Annotated in this window: 12 protein-coding genes; 5 read left to right on the top strand and 7 right to left on the bottom strand. The window is 44.9% G+C overall.

Annotated features, from left to right (window positions below; all coding sequences use genetic code 11):
* The first annotated feature begins 7 nt into the window (after positions 1 to 7).
* The gene (gene kynU / locus ACQ4XT_RS07230) at positions 8 to 1285 is read left to right on the top strand and encodes a kynureninase (RefSeq protein ID WP_446853091.1); all 1278 of its coding nucleotides are present in this window, start codon (positions 8 to 10) and stop codon (positions 1283 to 1285) included.
* A 14-nt stretch (positions 1286 to 1299) separates the two neighbouring features.
* A complete protein-coding gene (gene kynB, locus ACQ4XT_RS07225) occupies positions 1300 to 1929 on the top strand; it encodes an arylformamidase (protein ID WP_446853090.1) in 630 nt (209 codons plus the stop codon).
* Positions 1930 to 2058: 129 nt separating this feature from the next.
* Here the strand turns inward: kynB and ACQ4XT_RS07220 are convergent, their stop codons facing one another.
* The 3 genes from ACQ4XT_RS07220 to ACQ4XT_RS07210 all read right to left on the bottom strand — a co-directional run bounded on the left by ACQ4XT_RS07220 (position 2059) and on the right by ACQ4XT_RS07210 (position 5461).
* Entirely contained in the window at positions 2059 to 3588 is a 1530-nt protein-coding gene (locus ACQ4XT_RS07220) for a BCCT family transporter (protein WP_446853089.1), read from the bottom strand.
* Between the two features lie 158 nt (positions 3589 to 3746).
* Positions 3747 to 3920 carry a hypothetical protein gene (locus ACQ4XT_RS07215; RefSeq protein WP_446853088.1) on the bottom strand — a complete coding sequence of 58 codons (174 nt, stop codon included), beginning with the start codon at positions 3918 to 3920 and terminating at the stop codon, positions 3747 to 3749.
* 62 nt (positions 3921 to 3982) lie between these two features.
* Complete coding sequence (locus tag ACQ4XT_RS07210) at positions 3983 to 5461, bottom strand: phytoene desaturase family protein (RefSeq protein WP_446853087.1); 1479 nt, start codon at positions 5459 to 5461, stop codon at positions 3983 to 3985.
* A gap of 808 nt (positions 5462 to 6269) precedes the next feature.
* Here ACQ4XT_RS07210 and ACQ4XT_RS07205 point away from each other — a divergent pair.
* The 3 genes from ACQ4XT_RS07205 (at position 6270) to asnB (ending at position 9938) form a co-directional block, all read left to right on the top strand.
* Positions 6270 to 6818, top strand: a complete 549-nt coding sequence (locus tag ACQ4XT_RS07205; RefSeq protein WP_446853086.1) for a sigma-70 family RNA polymerase sigma factor — start codon at positions 6270 to 6272, stop codon at positions 6816 to 6818.
* Positions 6800 to 7948, top strand: coding sequence for a hypothetical protein (locus tag ACQ4XT_RS07200; RefSeq protein WP_446853085.1), 1149 nt, complete (start codon positions 6800 to 6802; stop codon positions 7946 to 7948). Before ACQ4XT_RS07205 ends, ACQ4XT_RS07200 begins: the two co-directional genes overlap by 19 nt.
* Positions 7949 to 8054: 106 nt before the next feature.
* Positions 8055 to 9938: an asparagine synthase (glutamine-hydrolyzing) gene (gene asnB / locus ACQ4XT_RS07195; RefSeq protein WP_446853084.1), complete on the top strand. Its 1884-nt coding sequence runs from the start codon at positions 8055 to 8057 to the stop codon at positions 9936 to 9938.
* 41 nt (positions 9939 to 9979) lie between these two features.
* Here asnB and ACQ4XT_RS07190 read toward each other — a convergent pair whose 3' ends face one another.
* The 4 genes from ACQ4XT_RS07190 to ACQ4XT_RS07175 form a co-directional block, all read right to left on the bottom strand.
* Positions 9980 to 11227 (bottom strand): aminopeptidase, encoded by a 1248-nt coding sequence (locus tag ACQ4XT_RS07190; RefSeq protein WP_446853083.1) that lies wholly within the window; start codon positions 11225 to 11227, stop codon positions 9980 to 9982.
* Between the two features lie 132 nt (positions 11228 to 11359).
* On the bottom strand, positions 11360 to 13255 hold the full coding sequence (locus ACQ4XT_RS07185) for an ABC-F family ATP-binding cassette domain-containing protein (protein WP_446853082.1): 1896 nt from the start codon (positions 13253 to 13255) through the stop codon (positions 11360 to 11362).
* Positions 13256 to 13269: 14 nt separating this feature from the next.
* A complete protein-coding gene (locus ACQ4XT_RS07180; protein WP_446853081.1) occupies positions 13270 to 13503 on the bottom strand; it encodes a hypothetical protein in 234 nt (77 codons plus the stop codon).
* Positions 13504 to 13577: 74 nt separating this feature from the next.
* Positions 13578 to 14999: an alanine/glycine:cation symporter family protein gene (locus ACQ4XT_RS07175; RefSeq protein WP_446853080.1), complete on the bottom strand. Its 1422-nt coding sequence runs from the start codon at positions 14997 to 14999 to the stop codon at positions 13578 to 13580.
* Positions 15000 to 16095: the final 1096 nt, after the last annotated feature.

The raw sequence follows: 16095 nt of genomic DNA, 5'->3' as shown, positions 1-16095 counted from the left end.
AAGGTTCATGACTAAACCTGTCATTTCAAGAGAAGATGTAAAAGCATGGGACCAACAGGACCCGCTAAAATCATTTAAACGTGAATTTTACCAGGAAGGTTTTTGTTATATGGATGGGAATTCCCTTGGTTTGCTTTCGAACCGTTCTGAAGTAACTCTCTCCACCTCACTAAATGATTGGAAGAAACATGCCATCGGGGGATGGACGGAAGGTGAAGAACCATGGTTTTACATGTCAGAGAAGATCGGGGCCCTGACCGCGCCTCTTATCGGTGCAAAACCGGAAGAAGTCATCAATACAGGTTCCATTACATCGAATATTCATCAGTTACTGGCGACCTTTTATAAGCCGGAAGGAAAACGGACAAAAATCCTGGCTGATGAACTGAACTTTCCGTCTGACATACACGCCATGAAGAGCCAAATCAAATGGCACGGGTTAGCTCCGGAAGAACACTTGATTCGTGTCCAAAGTGAGGATGGCTATACGTTATCTGAAGATACCATTATAAAAGAAATGGACGAAGACATTGCTGTTCTTCTCCTGCCTTCCGTTTTGTATCGTAGTGGTCAACTGCTCGATATTGAAAAAATAACAAAGGCAGCTCATGAATGTGGAATCATCGTCGGCTTTGATCTTGCCCACTCGATCGGAGCCCTCCCCCACCACTTGAACGAATGGCGCGTCGACTTTGCTGTCTGGTGTACGTATAAGTATTTGAACAGTGGGCCTGGCGGGGTTGGAGGACTGTATGTGAATGAAAAGCACCTCGGGAAAAGCCCGGGACTTGCGGGTTGGTTCAGTTCAGATAAAGACAAGCAGTTCGACATGAGTCACGAACTAACTCCTGCAGAATCCGCAGGAGCTTTTCAAATCGGAACCCCTCATGTGCTCAGTTCAGCGCCTCTCATAGGGTCACTCGAACTTTTTGAAGAAGCAGGCATTCAACGAATTAGAAGCAAATCATTGAAGCTCACTCGTTTACTGATGGATCTCATCCACCAGGAATTATCTGGGTACGGATTCAAAATCGGCAACCCTTTGAATGATGAACGCCGCGGAGGCCATGTCTGTCTTATCCATGACGAGGCCGCAAGCATCTGTAAAGCTCTAAAACAAGAAGACATCATTCCCGACTTCCGTTCACCGAACGTCATCCGCCTTGCCCCGATCGCTTTTTATACGTCTTATGAAGATGTGTATGACGTCGTATTACGCTTGAAAGACATCATGGAGAATGAAAAACAAAAGCAGTTCACAAATGAAAGAGACACCATCGCTTAAGGAGGTCTATAATGATGAAATTCATTGATATTACGATGAAACTGAACAATGATACGCCTCCCTGGCCGGGAGACGAGCCATTTGAATACAAACTGACGTGGTCCATGGAGGATACGGGATCAGTCAATGTCGGCCAATTCAAAGGGAGCAATCACATCGGGACCCACGTAGATGCCCCTTACCACTATGATTCCGCCGGATTAAAAATCGCAGACCTTCCCGTCGATCGATTTTCCGGCCAGGCTCTAATCGTGTCCGTAAAAGATGAACCGGTCATCACTAAAAAGCTTTTGGAAGACGTAGATTTGAGTAAGGTAAGTAAAATTTTATTCCATACGGACAGTTGGAAAGACCGTACCCGCTTCCCTGATCCATACACGGTCATCGGTGATGACGTAGGTCCATTTTTAAAACAGCAGGGCATCGACCTCATCGGCATCGATACTCCTTCTGTTGATCCTGAAACGAGCAAAGAGTTAAAAGGACACCACACCTTGTATCAGAATGATATCTTAATTCTTGAAGGAATTGATCTCTCTCAAGTACCTCAAGGAATTTATGAGCTTTTTGCATTTCCACTAAAAATGGAACAAGCCGACGGCAGCCCCGTCCGTGCCGTCTTACGCAGCAATGAAATATCCTAGCCAGCTTCAGCCAAATCGTTTCCCTAATGTATGGTTGAAACTACTGATAACGACGTAGTTATCAGGAAAGTGACAGGATAATATAAAAAAAATGCCCAGGAGGCTATCCTGGGCATTTTTATGAGTTTTTTATTTTTTTGTGATTCGTTGGTCAATAGCCATCTTCTTCGCTACTTTCGGTGCCAGCCAAATCATTGGCAGCAGAAGGATGGATACTGGAACGGCTGTGACAACAATAAAGTTTTGCAACTGAGTAATCCCGCTGTCTCCTGTGATTAACAGGATTACCGCGATCGCGCCCATCAATACGGCCCAGAATACTCTAACCCAGCTTTGTGGATTTCCTTCTCCTGTAACCGCCATGGCAATCGTGTAGGACATGGAGTCACTCGTAGTTACGACGAAGAGAATCGTCAATAACAAGAACAACGGAGAAATGATGCTTGCTAACGGGAACTGTTCAGTTATAGCGAACATGGCTGCCGGGTTCCCCGCTTCATTCAGTGCGTTGGACACAGATCCAGGATTGTTCAATTCAAAGAAGATTCCTGATCCTCCAAGCACCGTAAACCAAAACGTAGAAATAACAGGAGCAAAGACAGATACAGCAATGATGATCTCCCTGATTGTCCGGCCCCTTGAAATACGGCTGACGAGGATTGCCATCATTGGTCCATACCCGATGAACCATCCCCAGAAGAATACGGTCCATAGAGACAGCCAACCTTCATCTCCTCGATACGTACTCATCGGAATGAATTGATCCACATAATACCCGAAGCCTGCTAAGAAGTGATCAATGATAAAACCACCTGGTCCAAAAATGACGATGAATGCCATTAAAGCAATGGCCATACGGACGTTGAAGCTACTTAAAAACTGGATACCTTTATATAAGCCAGTAACTGCTGAAATCGTCGAAATGATAACAACGGCAAATATAATGGAAAACTGTGTGCTGAACTGATTAGGAATACCGAAGATTTCCTGAAGACCGTAACTCGCCTGCAGACCTAGGAAACCGATTGGACCGATTGTTCCTGCCGCTACAGCAATGACGGAGAAGGCATCAATAATCGTACCTAACCAGCTGTGGCGTAATTTTTCACCAAAAATCGGATAAAGCAACGTTCTAGGTTTCATTGGCATCCCTTTATGATAGTGACCATACATCATAACGACCGCACTGATCGTACCAAGAATGGCCCATGCTAGGAATCCCCAGTGCATAAAGCTCTGTGCCAATGCCGGATTAATCGCTGCTTCTGTTCCAGCTTCAATTCCACCAGACTGTGATGGAGGCACAGTCAAGAAATGCCACATTGGTTCAGCGGCTGCCCAGAAAACACCTCCGCCGGCCAATAGGGTTGCCATAATAATGGATAACCATTTGTATAATCCTATTTCAGGCTTCTCCATATCTCCCATTCTGATTTTTCCATATCGTGAAAAAGCTAAATATAACCCAACAAAGAATGTAGCAAGCATAAGCACTTGCCAAAAAGCACCGAAGTACTTAGCTGACCATGCGAAACTATCGCTAACGATCATTTCAACCAAATCAATATTAATGAGTGCAAGAATAACGAAAAGGACTAATAATCCTCCACTTATTACAAATACCGGCCAGTCAATACGGCCTGTGTTCTTATTTTCCATAGTTGTCTCCTTTAATTCATAATGTGTTGGAATGCACAATGTACAACTTTATCACTCTTATTATTATGGTGTAAAGCTATATCCTTTATCCTAATGAGGAGTGATTTTTATACAGAATAGCATGAAAAAGGCGATCCCCTGCTAGAGATCGCTTCTCATTAATCTTCTGTGGACTCAACCTTATGATCTTCCTGCCTGTTTTGACATTCCTTACAGAGGTTGATTTCTCTCTCTTCTTTTATCTGAAGCGGTTTGCCACAACGCTGGCATTCATCATAGTTATTCGGATTTGCTTGGAACCCTGGCATTTCATTACTTCCATCGTTATACATACAAGTTCAGCTCCTTTGTGTTTCACCTTTTCTTTTCTTATTCCCTATTCGCTTTTCGTTAATCATCGCATGATTTCCTTTGCGGCGGTCATTCCTGACAATGTTACCCCAAGTGTTCCAGCTCCAGGAAAAACCGTATCCCCACACTGATAAACGTCCGGAATCCCTGTCCGAATGGAGTAACTGTTGAGCCAGCTGTATTTTCCCGTTGGAGTATAGCCACCCACTTTTCCCTTTTGCCTTCTCAACCATTTTTGAAAAGTAATCGGCGTTCCGGGAAGAACGATGTCTAAACTTTCTTTAAAGCTTGGGAAGTAAAAGTCCACTGTATTCAGAAGTCGGTTCTTCATATGTTCCTTATCCGCTTCATATTCTTCCGCATCCCACCACTTTGAAATGGATGTGTGGGTAGAAATCGTCAATGAACGCTTTCCCGCTGGCGCCATCGTCGCATCATGAGGGTCAGATAATGACAGTAAAAACTGCCCCCCATCATGGAGGTCATCCGGTTTTTTCGGGTCAATAAACTGATGATACACAGCGGATTCCCCCTCAAAAACTGCCGCGTCTACTCCTCCATGAATGATAAACGCTCCCCATGAATCTCTTTTTTCTTCTTTTAACGCTTTAATATAGGATTGTTTACCCATATCTTTTGATACCGTATCATGGAAGTTGTGAACAGAATTGTTCAGCAGAACCTTTTGAGCTCGAAAGACTCGATCCCGTTTCGTATGAAACTCGAAATGCCGGCCGCTTTTCTCTACTTTATGAATAGGATGCCGCATATAAAGGTCACTTCCTGAATCCTTAATGAAAGATGCCAAACGTTCGGCAACCGCTGCAAGACCCCCATGTACAGCGTAGGCGCCTTTATGGAATGTTTGTAACGCCGCATACCCTAGGAACGCAGGGCAATATTCAACACTGGTCTGTACACTATCCATTAACTCGCCATTCAAAAACACGCGGAAAAGACGATCGTTGTGAAGGCCAAACTTTTTCAGCCGGTCTTCTACCGTCTGGTTCATGAAAGGGAAAAGCTTCAAAGCATCTTTGTTCACTAAAGGGGCGACATCCATGAAATCTTTTACGGTTCGTGGAGGAAATACAGGAAGTTCTTCCGTTAAACCATCTACAATCGCCCCCACTCGATACACTTCATCATAGAACGATTGTATAGCAGCGGATTGTGTCGGAAAGACTCGTTGAATTTCTTCATACCAGCGGCTTCGCTCACGAAAATAATGGATGGTCCGATCCGGCATGTGGATATCCATGATGGTATCCAGCAAAGTCATAGAAGGAGGGTGGATTTCCAACTGATCAAAGAGTCGACGTAGAACTCCTCCTTCTTCAAATCCCATTCCGAGGGTAGCCCCTGACTGAAAACGGTATCCATATCGTTCAAATTTGCCCGCACTACCTCCAAGTTCGTTGGAGGCTTCAAAGACGGCAACCTTCATTCCTCTTTTGGCGAGAGAAGCAGCAGCTGCGAGCCCACCAAAACCCGCACCAACAACTCCAACATCATAAATCATCCGCACACCTCCCTCCCCTTCTTTTCCCCCATCTCCCCCTTTTTAGGCGTCACGAATGTTCTTGAAGTAAATGGCAGGATTGTGGAAGACTTGATTTCGAGATGTTTGTGTGGATTTAGGGGCTCCGGGAAAAGGTTCGCTTTCCGTGGGCGAGTGATGAGCCTCCTCGAGCTAACGCTCTGCGGGGTCTCATCTACCACGCACTTCCCACAGGAGTCTCACCGTTTCCCTCCGCCCCTTTACCATATGAGGTTCTCGAAATCCCTCTTATAGTACCCTGCCTAAAACTCTTTTAAATCCTGCATAAACCGCGTTGACATAGGCTTCTCAACCATAAAAGCTTCTATTGCTGAAAGGTAGTTTCGAGAATTTCTTCCGGCAAGTGGACGGAGGGGAATGGCGAGACTCCTAACTTAAGTGTGCAGGCGCCTTGATCAGCGGCGTATGGACTGGACTGAGCTGGCGGAGATAAAGGAAACACGAAGAACGGAGTGATTCGATGTTGACTTATCGTACAGAAGCGAGGGAAGTCTCACTAGCCGCTAGGCGCCGGAACCGGATATCGTAGAGCAAAAAAGTGCAGGGTGAGACCCCACAGGACGCAGTCCGAGGAGGCTCACCGCGCTCCCGCGGAAAGCGAGCTATTCCCCGTAGCCCCCATCCACTCAACAAAAGTCTCGGAACTGAGTCTTCCACAAACGGGAGCTTTAGTGGAGGAGATTCATGAATTTATTGAAGAAATTTGTATTTTTGCAGACCTTTTGGATGAGAAACTCGTCTAATGAAAAGGAAAGGAGAGGAAAGCCTGGTGTCCGTACATACACAAACTCATTACACACGCGAAGAAGCGGTTGAGTACATTATGGACCAATACGGAGAATCGTTGAAAAGAACCATTTTTACATATGTGAAGAATCACCATACCACAGATGATATTTTTCAGGATGTTCTCCTGCAGATTTATCGGAAGTGGGACAGGTTCAACGGACATTCCCAATTGAAGACATGGGCGATGAGAATCGCCATCAACCGGTGCAAAGATTATTTGCGTTCCCCTATTCACCGCATTAAAATCGCTACAGATAAATGGCGCGAACAAAAAGACCCGAACTATACGGAGCAAAAAGTCGTCCAAAAGGAACAGTGGGATGAAATAGCGGAAGCCATCCTTCATCTTCCTGTCAAATACCGGGAAGTTATGATCCTGACTTTCCAGCAAGATATGACACAGAAACAGATTGCTCAAGCGACCGGCACACCTTTGAGCACGATCAAAACAAGGATGCAGCGTGCACGTCAACTGCTTAGAGAAAAAGCAGATGAAGGAGGGATAGACCCGTGGATCATCAACGAATAAAAGAAGCCATCAACCGTCAAATTGGGGAGGATCCTTTATTCACAGATAAAGATAAAGAACGCTTTTATAAAAACAAGCCGAAACGACGGCCACGTTTCCCTGCTGCTCCGAAAATTGTTACGGTCCTTCTTGCTTTCATTGTTTTGAGCGGATCCTTTTATACCTTTGTAAGTACAGACTTGTTCGATCAATCTTCTTCACCTACGGAAGAGGAATCAGATCCAATGGAAGAAACGCCACCTGCTCCCGATCCGAATCCAGAAGAACCCACCCATGTGAAGGTTGAAAAGCTCAAGGAAGTCATTACTTCCATACCGAGCAAAAGTAAGATGAAAGTCGCCATTGACCAATTTGAAGGAACCGAAGTTGAATCCAAACTAGCAGATACAGAGAATGCAAATGGAAACGAGTATAAATTATTTGAGAATTATTATGCATTTGAATCAGGAAATCAAACTGCTTATGACGGCCCTCTGCCTCCCCCAAAAGAGGCCTTTGAAAATGGTGAGATAGAAATATCTATGAAACTTAACTGGGTAGAGGGGGGAGAGCGGGTTTTACTAAATGAAGCGACAATCCTTTACCTATCAGAAAAAGGAGATCTGATCGAAGAAAACTACAAAGCATACCAGCGCGAACGAAATTTCATCAAGGTTAAAAATCCGAATGAACCCGTCGTCATGGACGACTTAATCCTTCGCTCCATTGCAAGGTCCGTGGATAAGGAGCCTGATTCGATCACGAAACGCGATCTATTATATTTAGAAGAGTTGACGATTAACGCGTCTCATTTGAGTGGCATCTATGAAGTGGACGAAGACATTGAATATTTTAAAGCCATGCAGTCCCTTTTCGTGCTTAAGCTGAATCAAGCCATCATCCCAGGCGAGTTATTAAAAGAAGTTCCTTACTTGGATCAGGCGACTTTCATCGGTCCTACCGTCGACGATTTGAGTCGAGTCAAAGAAGGCCTGCAGACCATTACGTACTTGAATTTGATTAATTCCTCCTTTAGAGGTACGGCTGAAGACATTCTTGAACTGAAATCTTTGAACATCGTCAGGGTCGATCCGACCGTCGTTCCTAATTACGAAGATTTACAATTTGAAGGAATGGACGTTCGGTGGTAATAAACAAAAAACATAAAAGAGTACGGGGCCTCGCTTCCTTCCGGAGGCGAGCTTCATTCTCCCCTACTTATTACTAGGTATAGGATTTTAAAAAGGAGGCTTTTCTATGTGTGGAATTGTTGGAGTTTTCAATAAAAAAGGCGTTGCAAAACATGTACTCATACAGGGCATGATGGACAAAATTCACCACCGTGGACCAGACAATCAAGGTTCATATACAAACAAAAAAATCAGTTTAGGATTTCAGAGACTGACGATTATCGACGTTTCTGAAAATGGAAATCAACCGATGTTCAGTGAACATGACCGTTATGTGATGGTTTTCAACGGGGAGATTTATAATTTTCAGAGCTTAAAAAAGGATTTACTTTTAAAGGGGCATACGTTTCAAAGTCAGGCGGATAGTGAAGTTGTCCTGCATGGGTATGAAGAATACGGCCCTGAGATCCTAAAAAAGTTACGGGGCATGTTTGCTTTTGCCGTTTGGGACAAAGTAGAAGAACGCCTCTTTCTTGCCAGGGACCCTTTCGGAATCAAACCGCTTTACTATACACAGGAAACGACAGATGGTTCCTTCTTGTTTGGATCGGAAATCAAATCGTTTCTCCCTCACCCGGGCTTTCGCAAATCTTTCAATCCTGAAGCCCTACAGCCCTATCTTACCTTTCAATATTCGGCTATGGAGGAAACATTTTTCGAAGGCGTGTACAAACTCCCCCCAGGCCATTATATGATTCATGATGGGAAGGATTTTGACATTCAAACATACTGGGAACCTTCTTATTCTGAGCAGACAGCGGATTTAAACGAAGCCATTGAGAAAATCCAGGAGGCGATGGATGATTCAGTCCGGCATCACAAAATCAGTGATGTCGAAGTAGGGTCCTTCCTTTCCGGAGGTATTGACTCAAGCTATGTAACGAGTTTATTGAAACCGAATAAAACGTTTTCGATCGGCTTTGAAGATTATCAAGGCATGTTTAATGAAACCGCACTCGCAGAGGAGTTATCACAAAAAATAGAAGTCGAAAACCATAAACGGTTAATATCAGCCGATGATTTTTTCGAGGCTGTTCCTACCATTCAGTATCATATGGATGAACCTCACGCGAATCTTTCTTCCGTCCCTCTTTTCTTCTTAAGTGAATTGGCTAAAGAACATGTGACGGTCGTTCTCTCAGGAGAAGGAGCTGATGAACTTTTCGGGGGATATGATTGGTATAAAATTAGTCCAGAACAGAAGATCTATGAAAAAGTGCCGTTTGCGATTCGCAAATCTATTGCCACATTTTCTTCTAAACTTCCGCAGAATAAGGTCACCTCATTTTTGACGAGTGGTGGAGAGAAGATTGAAGACAAATTCATCGGACATGCGAAAGTATTCCGGCCAGAGGACGCTCACAAAGTCCTTAAACCCGCATATCGACAGAATCGCAAACCATCCGATCTTCTATCAAAGACCTATGCCAGAGTTTCCGGTGCGAATGATTCTACGAAAATGCAATATGCCGACCTTCATCATTGGCTCCCTGGTGATATTCTACAAAAGGCAGATAAAATGAGCTCCGCACACTCTCTTGAGTTACGCGTTCCTTTTTTAGATCCAAAAGTAATGGAAGTCGCTTCTTCTCTCGCTCCTTCCTTAAGAGCGAATGGCAAGGACACAAAGTATGCCTTACGTGAAGCGGCTAAGGCTGTGCTCCCTGAAGAATGGGCGAACCGTAAAAAAGTCGGCTTCCCAGTCCCTATCCGTGATTGGCTGAGACAAAAAGAATACTATGAATTAGTGAAAACTTCTTTAACGTCTGAAACCGCTCAGGAATTTTTCCACACACCTGCTTTGGTCCAGTATTTGGACGAACATTATGAAGGGAAAGGAAATCACCATCGTTATATTTGGACCGTCTATGTGTTCATTCAATGGTATGAGGTCTACTTTGGAGAAGAGGTACACCTTCAAGAAGAAGAAACCCACCTCGCTTATGCATAACAAAACCGGCAGCTTCTCATACGCTGCCGGTTTCCGTTGTATTATTCAAATGAAATGGCCCAGCTTCCTTTTCGCATGACGGGTTCTGTCGTTCCGTCTGCTCGTACACCATCAATGTCAAGCTCGCCGGATCCCATCATAAAATCAACGTGAGATAAACTATCATTCACACCATTCTGATCAAGTTCTTCTGCACCCATATCTGATCCGCCTGTCATGTTGTTCGGATAAGCTTTTCCGAGGGCAAGGTGACAAGAAGCATTCTCATCATAAAGGGTGTTATAGAAAATCAGACCAGATTGAGAAATCGGTGATTCATGCGGCACAAGCGCCAGTTCTCCAAGTCTGCGTGAACCTTCATCGGTTTCCAGAAGGTGCTTGAGTGTTTCTTCGCCTTCTTCCGCTGTGAAGTCCACGACTTTCCCCTCTTTGAACGTCAGAGTGAAGTTGTCGATGACGTTACCACCATAGTTCAGAGGTTTCGTACTGGAAACTTTCCCATCTACTCCATACTTATGAGGAGCTGTAAATACTTCTTCTGTCGGCATGTTCGGATTGAATTGGACTTTGCCTTCCACCGTCTTCGAAGGTCCACCCTTCCAGATGTGTCCTTCAGGCAGAGCTACTTCAAGATCCGTACCGGGTGCTTTGTAAATCAACTTCTGGTACTGTTTTTTATTCAAGTATTCACGAGCCTTAATCAAGGTTTGGTTATGCTCTTCCCATGCAGCTACCGGATCTTCACGGTCGACACGAACAATGCTGAAGATTTGCTCCCAAAGCTTCTCCACAGCTGTATCTTCGTCTTCTCCAGGGAAAATCTTCTGTGCCCACTTAGGAATTGGAATACTGACGATCGACCATTGAATACGGTCATTCATCGTATAGTCACGGAACTTGGACATCGCTTCTGATCTCGCTTTTGTAGCAGCTGCCACTTTGCTCGCGTCAATCCCTTTAAGGAGATCAGGGTCTGTAGAGCGAATGGAAAGTATGGCCGCTCCCTGCTCCGCAAAGTACGTGTATTGCTGCTTCTGCCATTCTGGAACGTCTGACAACGTCTCCTTGTCGGCATGTTCATATTTCATACGCGTCAGTTCATCGTCACCCCAGTTAATATGTACATCTTTCGCTCCCATTTCGAAAGCTTTGCGTGCGACGATGCGTGTGAAGTCCGCTCCTGCAATCGTAGAATTAATCATAAGCAATTGATCCTTTTGCAAATTGACACCTGTGCGCAAGGCTAACTCCGCATATTTTTCCAAGTTTTCTTTGCTTGGCATTTTCATGATTACACTCCTCCTGTCAATGCTTGTATCCGTATTCATTATTCCATAAAACGCACAGAACTACAAAAATAAGCCCAACATCATGATAAAAAAGAGAGAGCGGAGGACAAAGGTTCTCCACTCTCCATTCAGTCATTCATCCTCTACTCCTTCAACAATCAAGGAAAGCTCTTCCCACCGTTGCATTTTCGCTTCCAATTCAGATTCAGTTTCATCTTTTTCCTTTGAAAGTTCCTGGACACGATCATAGTTCGTCGATTCTGCCGCGAGCTTTTCATCAAGAAGCTCAACCTTCTCCTCCAAAGCAGCGATTTCGTCTTCAATCGTTTCCCATTCCTGTTTTTCTCGATAGGATAACTTACGCTTTCGATTCGCTCGGCGTGTATCTTCCTGTGTAGAAGGCTTTTTGTTTACCTGTGCCACCTTCTTCTCATCTTTTCTCTGTTCAAGATATTCCGTGTAATTGCCGTAAAACTTCCGGACGCCGCCATCTACTTCAAAAGCTAAAAGGCGGTCAACGACACGATCCAGGAAATAACGGTCGTGTGAAACCGTAATGACAACACCAGGGAACTGTTCCAAATAGTCTTCCAACACACTCAGCGTTTCCGTGTCGAGGTCGTTGGTCGGTTCGTCTAAGAACAGAACATTCGGTTCGCTCATCAGAACTCTAAGCAAATACAAACGACGTCGCTCTCCTCCAGAAAGACGCTTAATATACGTCCACTGCTGCGGGCGTGGGAATAAGAAACGCTCAAGCATCTGTTCTGCTGTAATTTCATCCCCATCGGCTGTCGTGATGACTTCCGCTACTTCTTTGATATATTCAATGACTTTCAGACTTTCATCAAGCTCTCCGTGATCCTGTGTATAATAGCCTATTTTCACGGTCGAACCAATATGGACACTCCCGGTATCCGGTTGGATTCGCTCAGCCATGATATTAAGCAATGTCGTTTTCCCAGACCCATTAGGACCGATGATTCCAAGTCTTTCTCCCGGTACGACAAGGTAATCCAGATTATCGATGAGCGGTTTACTCCCAAAGCTGTGGGTGATTCCCTCTAACTCTATGACCTGATTTCCTAATCTCGTGGAACCAATCGCCATATCCACGTTTTCCTTCTTCGTATCAAAGGTTTCTTCCTTCATGGCCTCCACGCGTTGTTTACGGGCCTTTTGCTTTGTGGTTCTCGCTTTCACACCAGCTTTCAACCAGGCAAGCTCTCTACGGAGTGTATTTTGGTGTTTTTGTTCTGCCTGACGCTCCCACTCTTCTCTTTCCGCTTTTTTCTCAAGGAATGTTTCATAGTTTCCTTCATAAATATACAAGCCGCTTTTATCCAGCTCATAGATCAAGTTCGTCACACGATTCAGGAAGTACCTGTCGTGGGTGACGATGACGAGTGATCCTCTATAGGAAGCCAGATACTCTTCCAGCCACTCGATGGTTTCATTATCAAGATGGTTTGTAGGCTCATCGAGCAAAAGCAAATCAGCTGGTTGAATTAGAGCTTTCGCAATAGCGACCCTTTTTTTCTGCCCCCCGGAAAGTTCGCTGACCTTCTTATCAAAAAACTCGATCCCCAACTTGGACAGAACCGTTTTGGCCACCGTGTTGGCTTCCCAGGCCCCCTTCTCATCCATCTTTTGCTGAAGGTCCAGCATACGTTCTTGGACAAGCGGATCCTCGGGATGAGCGGCTAACTCCAGTAGAACTTTTTCATAGGCTCTCATGACGACCATAATCTCTGCATCCCCATGATAGATTTGTTCAAGAACAGTATTGTTCTCGTCTAATTCCGGTTCCTGGGGCAAATATTCCACGGTAAAGTCCTTCGCATGATCCATTTCTCCTGAATCTCCACTCTCTAAGCCTGCGAGAATCTTCATAAGTGTGGATTTGCCCGTACCATTCACTCCAATAAGACCGATTCGCTGTTGATTGGATATCGTGAAAGTAAGATCATCAAAAAGATCTTTATCTCCATAACTTTTACTCAATTGATTGACTGATAGTAAACTCATTCCGCTCATTCCTTTTACTGAATATCTCTTTCCATCATATCACACCTGAGCGTGTGTAGAGCGATGTAGCATTCCGGTCCTCGTTTGGCGCGTTCCGTACCTCGTTTGGCGCGTTCCGTACCTCGTTTGGCGCGTTCCGTACCTCGTTTGGCGCGTTCCGTACCTCGTTTGGCGCGTTCCGTACCTCGTTTGGCGCGTTCCGTACCTCGTTTGGCGCGTTCCGTACCTCGTTTGGCGCGAACAGGCATCCTATAAATGGATGCCTGTTCGCTCAATAATAAAAACAGCCTCTGGAACGAAATCCAGAGGCTGCTTATGTTTGTTATCCTTGTTCTTTTTCTGAGGATTGATCTCTTCTCCAGTATTCCATCCCGTCGACACCCGGGAGATGATCCTGATAAAATACGGGATCTTTTCCTGCTTTTTTCTGCTTACGATAGTCTTGCAACGCCGCATAAGCTACGGATGACAACCGGAAAATTGCATATAAGTTGATCAATGCCATGATTCCCATTGTCAAATCGGCCAGTGACCATACAAGACCAAACTCAGCAATCGCACCGAACATAACCATAAACAACACAGCTATTCGGTAAATAAAGATCGCTGGTTTGCTTGTTTTGATGAATTCGATGTTCGTCTCTCCATAGTAATAGTTCCCAACGATCGAACTGAATGCGAAAAGAAAGATCGCTACCGCAATGAAAACGGCCGCCCATGCGCCAAGTTCGGATTCAAAGGCTTCCTGAGTCAGTTGGATCCCATTAAGGTCTGTGCCTACATAATCGCCGGCAAAGAGAATAATGACGGCAGTCGCACTACAAATAAGCAACGTATCCGTGAATACACCCAATGTCTGAATCAAACCTTGTTTAACCGGGTGAGTGACTTCAGATGTAGCGGCTGCGTTTGGTGCACTACCCATACCTGCTTCATTGGAAAACAACCCACGTTTAATTCCAATTAGAATCATGCCACCGAAAGTACCTCCAGCAACTTCACGAAAACCGAAAGCACCAGCGAAGATTTGTCCAAACATCGTTGGCACCTGTCCGATATTCACAACCAATACGTAGGCTGCAAGGATGATATAGAAAATAGCCATGATCGGAATGATAAACTGGGTTACTTGGGCAATTCGTTTTAACCCACCAAAAATAATAAGAGCTACAATAAAAGTGAGAATTCCACCAAGCAACCACTTATCCATATTAAAGGAATTTTCAAAAGCTAGACGGATGGTATTGGATTGCACGGAGCTGAAAACCAACCCATACGTAAATGTAATGGTTATTGCAAAAACAATTCCCAGTCCTCTGTTCTTCAACCCTTTTTCAATATAATAGGCCGGGCCGCCTCGATATTGATTTTCTTCAGGAACTTTGTAGATTTGTGCAAGCGTACTTTCGATAAAGCTTGAGGCTCCGCCGAGAATAGCTACAATCCACATCCAGAAAACAGCGCCTGGACCACCGACCGTAATGGCAGCGGCTACCCCTGCCAAGTTTCCCGTACCGACACGGGATGCGGTACTGATGGCAAAAGCCTGGAAGGGAGAGGTTCCCTTTTTGCCCTCTGCAGAAATCGAGCGCTTATCAAAAAGAACGCGGAACATTTCTGGTATGTACGTGAACTGGGCAAAATTCAGTTTAATCGAAAACCATAACCCTAAGCCGAGCAGGGCGGCAACGAGAATGGTTCCCCACATCCAATCGTTCAGAAAAGTAAGTAGATCTTCTACCATAACCTTCACCTCTTTTAAGTAATATTTTCCATTTTAAGACATCTTCCCATAATTGTTTACAAACAAACACACAACTACAAGAACTCGACTATTTTACCACATGTGCTCCTCTGCCCTCTACTTCCTATATCATGCAATCCCCTACTTCGCTAACGCTCCCTTTAGTTGAAGCCTCAGTTTCGAGAAGTTCGTGGGAGCTTAGGGGCTGCGGGAAAAGGTTCGTCTTGCTCTATCGTCCAGACACTCGCGTCATAAGCAGAACAGCAAAGGAATGAAAAACACATTCCGTTGCTGCTCTGCTTATGCCAGTCGTGTCTACCAGGACGATTCCGCATTTGAACACTTTCCATGGGGCGGGCGGTGAGCCTCCTCAGGCTACGCCTTCCGGGGTCTCACCTGTCCCACACGTCCTTTTAGTTATCCGGTTCCGACGCCTAGCGGCTAGTGAGACTTCCCTCGCTTCTGTACGATAAGTCAACATCGAATCGCTACGCTCTCCGTGTTTCCTTTATCTCCGCCAGCTCAGTCCAGTCCATACGCCGCTAACCAAGGCGCCTCCACACTTAAAAATAGGAGTCTCACCGTTTCCCTCCGCCCCTTTGCCATCGAAGATTCTCGAAACCACGCTTAAAAGGTTAGGTCGTATGATTATGGAAAGTGGATAATTAGAACACCTCCACAGCACGTAAAAGCTTGATCCAGAGCGCTTTAACTCTAACAGTGAAATAGTGTAAGGTCATCCAACTTGGCAAAGGAGTTCGTTATCCCCTTCATCGAATGGGGTGGTTGGGAAGCTGCGAGACTCCCGTGGGAGAAAGGAAATCGGCGAGATCCCGAAGGGCGTAGCCCGAGGAAGCTCGGCACTCCCCCACAGGAAAGCGAGTAGCTTCCCAGCCACCCCCGACGCTCAACACAGCAACGAACCCCGCAAATATCTCGAAACTGAGTCTGCAACAATCCTGCCATATAGTGTAATAGAGAATTAGAACCACTTAATAACCTAAATGAAAAAAATTCTCAATATTCACTTGACTTCTATGCTGAATCTATTAAAATTGAATCTGGAATGAAAATCATTATCAATGGTTGATAAAAT

Source organism: Halobacillus sp. 12SKB, from assembly GCF_052941655.1.
This window is presented reverse-complemented; position numbering and strand designations above follow the sequence as displayed.

Coding starts and splice junctions, on each gene's coding strand:
- kynU (WP_446853091.1), top strand. CDS start 8: ATGACTAAACCTGTCATTTCAAGAGAAGATGTAAAAGCATGGGACCAA.
- kynB (WP_446853090.1), top strand. CDS start 1,300: ATGAAATTCATTGATATTACGATGAAACTGAACAATGATACGCCTCCC.
- ACQ4XT_RS07220 (WP_446853089.1), bottom strand. CDS start 3,588: ATGGAAAATAAGAACACAGGCCGTATTGACTGGCCGGTATTTGTAATA.
- ACQ4XT_RS07215 (WP_446853088.1), bottom strand. CDS start 3,920: ATGTATAACGATGGAAGTAATGAAATGCCAGGGTTCCAAGCAAATCCG.
- ACQ4XT_RS07210 (WP_446853087.1), bottom strand. CDS start 5,461: ATGATTTATGATGTTGGAGTTGTTGGTGCGGGTTTTGGTGGGCTCGCA.
- asnB (WP_446853084.1), top strand. CDS start 8,055: ATGTGTGGAATTGTTGGAGTTTTCAATAAAAAAGGCGTTGCAAAACAT.
- ACQ4XT_RS07190 (WP_446853083.1), bottom strand. CDS start 11,227: ATGAAAATGCCAAGCAAAGAAAACTTGGAAAAATATGCGGAGTTAGCC.
- ACQ4XT_RS07185 (WP_446853082.1), bottom strand. CDS start 13,255: ATGAGTTTACTATCAGTCAATCAATTGAGTAAAAGTTATGGAGATAAA.
- ACQ4XT_RS07180 (WP_446853081.1), bottom strand. CDS start 13,503: ATGCCTGTTCGCGCCAAACGAGGTACGGAACGCGCCAAACGAGGTACG.
- ACQ4XT_RS07175 (WP_446853080.1), bottom strand. CDS start 14,999: ATGGTAGAAGATCTACTTACTTTTCTGAACGATTGGATGTGGGGAACC.